Consider the following 7945-nt stretch of genomic DNA (forward strand, 5'->3'; position numbering starts at 1 on the left):
TCAGACAAACTTGTCAGAAACTCCATAGTTTCTCCTTCAGTAAAATTTAAAACAAACTTTGGCGATTATACTAACTTTTTATTTAAACAAAATTAAAGGAGCGTTACGAATTGTAAAAATCTATCAAAATAAAAATTTACTGAAATTATAATTTTAAAGCAGAATTTATAGCGAAATGTGAAAAATAAAATTTCACTTAGAGCTGTTTTTATATCATAGAATTTCGCAACTTTTAAGAAAACTTAGAATTCCATTATAGCTCAAGCTTTAAACCGATTTTTAAGCCTTGGGATAGTATCATTTCGCAAAGAGTAGATTAAGATGAATTTTAAAAAATTTTGTATTGCCTTTTTGATTTGTTTATCGCAGATGGCAGCAGCAGGTAGCTTTGATCTAAACTCTACGCTGCGTCTGGGCGCATTCGACGCAAGCTCGCACCGACTGCTTTTATGCGGCAGTGGCGGCGAGCTTAGGATGTTTGATACTGCTAAATGGGATGTGGAGTTCGCGCAAAAATACAGCGATAACGAAATTACGGCTCTAAATTTTAAAAACGGCAAAATTTATCTAGCTTGGGGCGGAGCCGAAATCGCGGTGCTAAACGATAGATTAAAGTTTTTACGCACGCTTAAGACGGGGCGTAGCGGCACAGCCCAAATAGATGCGATCTATGCCGCAAAAGACACGATTTACGCGGTAGTGGATAAGAATCAACTAATAAGATTAGACGAGGACCCTGATAACAGCGCGGACGGCGGCTACGCCTTGGGTGAAAATTCCACCGCGAACGGGCAATCTTTAAATAGAAATTCCATCCCCGACGGGCTGCGCGGAATTTCGTTTCATTACGGCAGGATCAATGCCGTTAGCCTGGGCGCTAACGGACTTTGCGTCGCAAGCTGGAGCGGCGTAGCCTGTTTTAGCGCAGATCTTTTTGCGACTAAATTTAGCGGCATCGATACAGCGCCTAATCGAGCCGCGCAGGGAGAGCTTGGTAGTGTGAAATTTAAAGATGCAGAATTTAATAATGCGAAAAGCGCGCAAGGCTCCGAGCCAAACGAAATAAAAGCTAGCGGCACGAAGAGCGCGGAATTTCAAGGCTCAGAATTCAAAGGCGCAAAATTTCAAGACGAGGGGCTTAAAACTCAAAGCGAAATTTCAGCCGAAGCTGGCGATAAAAATTTAAGCGGCTCTATCGCCACTGCACTTGCAGACTGCGATGGGACGCTATTTACAGGCGATATAGAGGGGAATTTTATAAATTTAAAAAGTGGCGAGCGCAAAAGCGTGGGCTCTTGGATCAAATCCATCGTATGCGCCCGCGGCACGCAGTTTATCGCTACTAAAGATAAAATTTACGAAAATCAAAAAGCAGGATTAAAGGAGGTTGTGGATTTAAAAAGCGAATTTTTAGCGATGTACGCAGACGGGGAAGCGATCCTCGTAGTCAGCAAATCAGGTAAAATTTTAAAATTCTAAGAAAGGATTAGTATGTTAAAAAGTTTCAAACCCGTGCTTTTGGGCTCGGTTTTGTTCGCCGCAAGCGCCCTGTGTGCCGCGGATAGCGACCTAGAGCGCGTGATGAAAGAACGAAATTTAAGCGAAAAAGACGTTTTAGCGGCGGCTAAGACCTATCAGCCGACCGGTAGGAAGGACGATTATATGGTCTTCTCTTCCGGCGGTCAAAGCGGGCAGGTGATCGTTTACGGCGTGCCGTCGATGAGGATCTACAAATATATCGGCGTATTTACCCCGGAGCCTTGGCAGGGATACGGCTTTGACGAGGAGAGCAAGGCGGTCTTAAGATCGGGCTCCATTAACGGCAAAGAGATCAACTGGGGCGATACTCACCACCCAAATTTCAGCGAAAAAAACGGCGAGTATGTGGGCGATTATCTCTTTATTAACGATAAGGCAAACCCAAGAATCGCGGTTATAAATTTATCAGATTTCGAAACCACTCAAATAGTCGTAAATCCGGTAATCAAAAGCGATCACGGCGGCTCTTTCGTAACGCCTAATACCGAATACGTCATCGAAACCAGCCAATACGCAGCCCCTTTTGATAACGACTGGCACCCAATCGAGGAGTATCAAGCAGTCTATCGCGGTGCAGTAACACTATGGAAATTTGACTACGATAAAGGTAAAATCGACGTAAATAAATCCTTTTCTCTAGAGCTTCCTCCATATATGCAAGATCTAAGTGACGCAGGTAAGGGCGAAAGCTTCGGCTGGGCGTTTACTAACAGCTTCAACTCCGAAATGTACACGGGCGGCATCGAAAAGGGTCTGCCTCCTATGGAAGCCGGTATGAGCCGCAACGATACCGACTACTTGCACGTTTATAACTGGCAAATTCTAGAAAAGCTTGCTCAAGATAGCAAAAACTATAAGGTCGTAAACGGACACAGAATCGTTACGATAGACGCCGCCGTAAAAGCGGGAGCGCTATTTTTGATCCCTGAAGCCAAATCCCCTCACGGCGTTGACGTTAGCCCTGATGGTCGCTATATCATCATCGGCGGTAAACTAGATACTCACGCTAGCGTTTACGATTTTAAAAAGATCAAAGAGCTAATTGATAAAAAAGAATACGCAGGCAAGGATCCATACGGAATTCCGATCCTAGATATGCAAAAGACGCTTCACGGACAAGCAGAGCTTGGTCTTGGACCTTTGCATAACACCTTCGATTCGCAAGATGGCGTAATCTATACATCGCTTTACGTTGATAGCCAGATCGTAAAATGGAACTACAAGACGCTAAAGGTTTTAGATAGGATCAACGTCCACTACAATATCGGTCACCTTGATTCTATGGAGGGCAAATCCTCAAAGCCTGTCGGCAAATACGTAATCGCGCTGGATAAGCTTTCGATCGATAGATTTAATCCTATCGGACCGCTTCATCCGCAAAATCACCAGCTTATCGACATTACAGGACCTAAAATGGAGATGCTCTACGATCTTCCTATCGGTCTTGGCGAGCCGCACGACGTAGTTTCTATCGCAGCCAGTAAGCTTCATACGAAACCTACCTATACTATGGGAACAAACTCTCGTACCGGCAAGCAGCACCCTGCTATGACGCTAGCAGGTCAGGAGCGCATCGAGCGCGACGGCAAAAACGTAAAAGTCTATGCTACAGCGATCCGCAGCCATATTAATCCTGAGCACATCGAGGTTAATAAGGACGATAACGTAACGATCTATATGACAAATTTAGAGCGTGCCGAGGACGAAACTCACGGCTTTACGGTTGATGATTACGATCTGCATATGTCACTTGAGCCGGGTAAGACTGCGAGCGTAAATTTCATCGCAGATAAAGAGGGCGTATTTCCTTTCTACTGCACGGAATTCTGCTCTGCGCTACACCTTGAGATGTTTGGATATCTATATGTAAAAGATCCGAATAAAAAATACACTTCAGCTAAAGCTTCTATGCTAAAAGCTCTTAGCCCAGAGGCTCTAAAGGCCGAATACGACAAGGTAGTAGCTACGAATAAAGCCACCGACGACGTTATTCAATCAGTCGTTAAATTCTTAAAAGAGAAAAACTACGAGAAATATCCTAAGGTCAAGGCTTTAGTCGATGACGCGCTGGATCAATATGGCAAAATTCCTGAAACCAAAGCCAAGGCAGACGCCGCGGTAAAAGCAGGCGATATGAATGGCGCAATACTTTGGGAAGGTCAAGTTTGGCAGTATCTAGTAAAAACCGCAGATGTTGGACTTCGCGCTAAAAACAACCTGATCCGCGAGCTCTCCACTCCTATGAGCGAGGCTGCATCTAACGGCGAGAAGGCTTACCTACGCGGAGGCTGCAACGGCTGCCACGTCATCGGTCAAGTAAGCTCCGGTCCTGATCTAACGGGCGTCCTACTTCGCCACGAAAACGGCGAGAAATGGGTAGCCGATTTCATCAAAGATCCGGCTAAATTTTACGAAGACGACTACGTTAAGGCAATGATAAATTACTTCAACCTTCGCATGCCAAATCAGCATATGAAAGATGAAGAGATCAAAGATATCATCGAATACCTAAAATGGGTCGATGAGAACGCGGGTCTTAACTAGCCCCACTCTCCCCCGCGAGGGGGAGAATTTAAAGGAGATGAAATGCCAAAATATAAAATTTACGCGATTTTAGCGCTGCTTATTATGACGGTCGCTTTTACCATCCCTACGCTCGGATTTTTCAAAGTCCAAGGCAAAATCGTATCGGGGCAGGTTAGCAGCGTCTCGCAGCTGCCCGCATACTCCGCACCGATATGGAATTTTTATACGAAAGCATCGTATAAAAATCACCTAATTCCTAGTGATGTTAAAAACGATCTAGGCGCGATGCTAGAGCATAAATTTGAAGTGGGAGTTCCTAGCATACCGGTGTGGAAAATTTCACTTGAAGCGCCGAACTACCCTAAAGAGGCTTTCCCCGACGGAATTCCACTTTACGTCCACGTAGACGGTTTTAGCGGCGATATCAGCGAGATGAATACCCTAAACCACTATATCGGAATGTATCCAGTATGGCGCGGAGGCACGCTTGAGCACTCGCTATCGCCGTATTATCTCATAATCGCTACGATCGGTATGCTTGCGTTTTTGTACTACGACGGCAAGGGGCAGACTCTGCTTATGATCCTGCCGATCATTGCGCCGCTTATCTTCATCGGCTGCTACGTGGGTTGGCTGTATTGGTTCGGGCACAACCTGCAAGACTGGGGCGCGTTTAAAATAAAGCCTTTTATGCCTACAGCATTTGGCGACGGCAGTGTGGCGCATTTTACTACCCATTCATATCCGGCTCTTGGCTTTTGGCTGATGCTAGCTCTGTCGCTACTATCGGCGTTAGCACTGCTATCTAAGAAAAAATTTCTACGAGAGCATAGATGAGGCTTTTGCTTCTAGCATTCTCGTTCGCGCTAAGCTTAGGCGCGGGCGAGCTTCAAGACGCGATCGATAGCGCAAAAGCGGGCGATATTATCGAACTAGCCGCGGGCGAGTACCACGGCAATATTTTAATCGATAAACCCCTTACTATCGACGGACTAGACCGCTCCGCCGTGATCATAGGCGATCGCAACGGAACGGTCATCCGCGTCCGCTCTCCGCATGTTATAATCAAGAATTTAACAATTCAAAACGGAGGCTTCGAGCATCTTAGCGAGGATGCGGGCATCAACGTAAGCGACGTAAACAACGTAATCATAAAAAATAATCTCATCAAAGACGTGCTCTACGGCGTCGTGCTAAGCAAGGCAAACGACGTAACGATCGAGGGCAACGAAATTTCAAGCAATACCTACCGCACGAGTTTCAAAGGCGACGGCATCAAGCTTTGGTACTCCAATGCCAATAAAATTTTAAATAACGACGTCCATAACGTCCGCGACACCGTTTTTTACTTCTCAAACGGCAATCTCGTCGCAGGCAATAAAGGCCACAGCTGCCGCTATTCGCTGCACTTTATGAACTCCGGACATAACGTCGTGGAGGATAACTACTACGACGGCAATAGCGTGGGATTATTTTTTATGTTTTCAAGCGATAATATAGCCAGGCGTAACGTAGTGCGCAATGCAGACGGCGCTTACGGCGTAGGCATCGGTATGAAGGATAGCTCAAATTTCAGGGTTACAGATAATAAAGTCGTTTACAATGCCCGCGGATTTTATCTGGATCAATCCCCCTACCAGCCGGGCTCACTTAACGTTTTTGAAAACAACGATATCGAATATAACAGCATCGGCGTGCAATTCCACGCCACGCAGCTAAAAAGCGTATTTAAAAACAATAAATTTAAAGGCAATATGGAGATCGTGCTAAACGATACGCCCCAATCCAAGCTCTTGCAAAACGAATGGAGTGGCAACTATTTCGACGATTACGACGGATTTGATCGCGATGGCGACGGCTACGGCGACGTTAGCTACAGCTCATATGCTTATGCCGACAGACTTTGGGCACATAAACCGAGCGTGCGGTTTTTTTACGGCTCCAGCGGGATCGCGCTTTTAAATTTCATTTCCAAGCTCGCTCCGTTTTCAGAGCCCGAGCTACTGCTAAAAGATACAAAACCTAGGATGAAGCAATGATAAAGAATAGACGCGAAGCGATAAAACTACTCGGCGGAGCGCTTGGGACTCTAGGGGTAGCGAGCTTATTTGCGGATGAGAATTCCACAAATTCCGTAAATTTTACGGGCGGCAAAGCGCAGAATTCCGACGCGTCAAATTCCGTAAATTCTGCAGGGCAAAATTCCGTGCCGAATTCCATAAAGCAAAATTTCGCAAAAAATTCTAGCGGGGATTCCGCCTCTTTATATCTGCGCCCACCCGGAGCGCTGGCGGAGCGCGGCTTCCGCAGTAGCTGTATCAAGTGCGGCCAATGCGTGCAGGTCTGCCCCTATCACAGCATCTATCTGCTGGATATTACCCATCTTTTTGACATCGGCACGCCCGTCATCGACGCGAAAGAGCGAGGCTGCTATCTTTGCGGCGCGCTTCCTTGCGTGCTTGCCTGTCCAAGCGGCGCGCTCAGCCACGAGACGAACGAGCCTAAAAAGGTTAAAATGGGTATCGCCGTGATTAAAAATTTAGACGCCTGTTTGGCGTATCGCGGGCAGGTTTTAAAATCTAGCGATCTGCGCCTAAAGCCCGCCAAGACCGAGCAAGAGCGCGAGCTAAATTCTGCGCTGGCGGCGAAAGAGGGCAAGTCCTGCGATCTATGCGCGTCGCTGTGCCCTTACCCGCAGCCGCTTGAAGCTATTGCAATGATAAAGGCGAATGAACATTTCGCCCCGCAGATCCGTAGTGCTTGCGTCGGCTGCGGCGCGTGCGCAGAGCTCTGCCCGGCGCGTATCATCGAGATAATCCCGCGGGCGGATTACAAATCAATCTATGAAGGAAAACAATGAAAAACTCTATTAAATTCCGCCTCTGCTCGCTAGCTGCGGCGCTTTTACTGTGCGGCTGCGGAGATGACGGCAATTCAAGCTCCGCCGCCGCAAATTCTGCAGGGCAGAATTCCGTTTCGCAAGGCCCCGCAGGGCAAAATTCTGCGGATCAGAATTCCGCGAGTGTAAATTCCGCATCGCAGAGCGCGGAACAAAATCATACTGCAAAGCCTCGCATCAGCGTTAAAAGCGGCGAAGCGCCCAAGAAGGACGATAAGTTCGTAAGCTACGATTTTTACGGCGAGCGAAAGGTAAATTTTAATCTAAACGGCGACGTGAACGAAACGACCAAAAATATCGTGGCGTATTCGAGCATCAAAAACCAATACGAAAAGCTAAATTTTGATCTGATGAAAAAGCGTCTTGGGCATGATTTTATCCTGCGCTGTTCAGCGTGCCACGACGACTACGCCAACGGCATCATAGGTCCGTCGCTTCTGGATAAAACCGACGCGCAGATCGTGGATATGATTAAAAAGTATAAATTCAAAGAAAAGCCTAATCCTCTTATGGTGCAGCTCGTAAACGGCATGAGCGAGCAGCAGATAGAGACGATGGCGAAAGAAATTTACGAGTTCAACAAACAATTTAAGGAGCAGAAATGAAACCGGGCAAAATTTTAGCTTTGATTTTGGGTGTAGCACTGATCGCGCTGATGATCTTTATGGCTAGTTCGGACGATTCTAGCGCGCCGCAGCAAGAAGTCAAGCCGCAGGTGCAAGCAAAACCGGCGCCGCAGAGCAAGAGCGTCGATCTCATCGACGATAAGGACGTAAAAAATATTAAAATTTTGCAGCAAAGCGTCAAAGAGCGCGATTTTAAGGTTAGTAGCTCTTATCTGGTAAGCTGCGCGCCCTGCCACGGCGATGACGGACGCGGCAAGATCGCTCCGCCGATCGGCGGCAAGAGCAAGGATCAAATTTTAGCAAGCCTCAAAGATTATAAAGCGGGTAAGATCAAAAACAGCCTGATGAGCGGACT

General features: G+C 46.8%; 7 protein-coding genes. All 7 read left to right on the plus strand.

The window, feature by feature from the left end; translation table 11 throughout:
- Nucleotides 1-321: 321 nt before the first annotated feature.
- On the plus strand, nt 322-1479 hold the full coding sequence (locus Q0369_RS00480) for a hypothetical protein (protein ID WP_298094503.1): 1158 nt from the start codon (nt 322-324) through the stop codon (nt 1477-1479).
- A 12-nt stretch (nt 1480-1491) separates the two neighbouring features.
- Entirely contained in the window at nt 1492-4083 is a 2592-nt protein-coding gene (nosZ, locus tag Q0369_RS00485) for a Sec-dependent nitrous-oxide reductase (RefSeq protein WP_005870833.1), read from the plus strand.
- Nucleotides 4084-4125: 42 nt separating this feature from the next.
- Complete coding sequence (locus tag Q0369_RS00490; RefSeq protein WP_297960770.1) at nt 4126-4902, plus strand: cytochrome C; 777 nt, start codon at nt 4126-4128, stop codon at nt 4900-4902.
- Nucleotides 4899-6104 carry a nitrous oxide reductase family maturation protein NosD gene (locus tag Q0369_RS00495; RefSeq protein WP_298094506.1) on the plus strand — a complete coding sequence of 402 codons (1206 nt, stop codon included), beginning with the start codon at nt 4899-4901 and terminating at the stop codon, nt 6102-6104. Before Q0369_RS00490 ends, Q0369_RS00495 begins: the two co-directional genes overlap by 4 nt.
- Nucleotides 6101-6925, plus strand: a complete 825-nt coding sequence (locus Q0369_RS00500) for a 4Fe-4S dicluster domain-containing protein (protein ID WP_298094510.1) — start codon at nt 6101-6103, stop codon at nt 6923-6925. The genes Q0369_RS00495 and Q0369_RS00500 overlap by 4 nt, the downstream gene beginning before the upstream one ends.
- Entirely contained in the window at nt 6922-7569 is a 648-nt protein-coding gene (locus Q0369_RS00505; protein ID WP_298094515.1) for a hypothetical protein, read from the plus strand. Before Q0369_RS00500 ends, Q0369_RS00505 begins: the two co-directional genes overlap by 4 nt.
- The coding region (locus Q0369_RS00510; RefSeq protein WP_298094520.1) for a cytochrome C at nt 7566-7945 on the plus strand (380 nt) is incomplete at its 3' end. The genes Q0369_RS00505 and Q0369_RS00510, both read left to right, overlap by 4 nt.

The organism is uncultured Campylobacter sp. (genome assembly GCF_938030685.1).
Taxonomy (GTDB): Bacteria; Campylobacterota; Campylobacteria; order Campylobacterales; family Campylobacteraceae; genus Campylobacter_B.

Bases quoted from the DNA above. Each gene is read 5' to 3' on its own strand.
- Q0369_RS00500 (WP_298094510.1), top strand. From the start codon at position 6,101: ATGATAAAGAATAGACGCGAAGCGATAAAACTACTCGGCGGAGCGCTT.
- Q0369_RS00495 (WP_298094506.1), top strand. From the start codon at position 4,899: ATGAGGCTTTTGCTTCTAGCATTCTCGTTCGCGCTAAGCTTAGGCGCG.
- Q0369_RS00480 (WP_298094503.1), top strand. From the start codon at position 322: ATGAATTTTAAAAAATTTTGTATTGCCTTTTTGATTTGTTTATCGCAG.
- nosZ (WP_005870833.1), top strand. From the start codon at position 1,492: ATGTTAAAAAGTTTCAAACCCGTGCTTTTGGGCTCGGTTTTGTTCGCC.
- Q0369_RS00490 (WP_297960770.1), top strand. From the start codon at position 4,126: ATGCCAAAATATAAAATTTACGCGATTTTAGCGCTGCTTATTATGACG.
- Q0369_RS00505 (WP_298094515.1), top strand. From the start codon at position 6,922: ATGAAAAACTCTATTAAATTCCGCCTCTGCTCGCTAGCTGCGGCGCTT.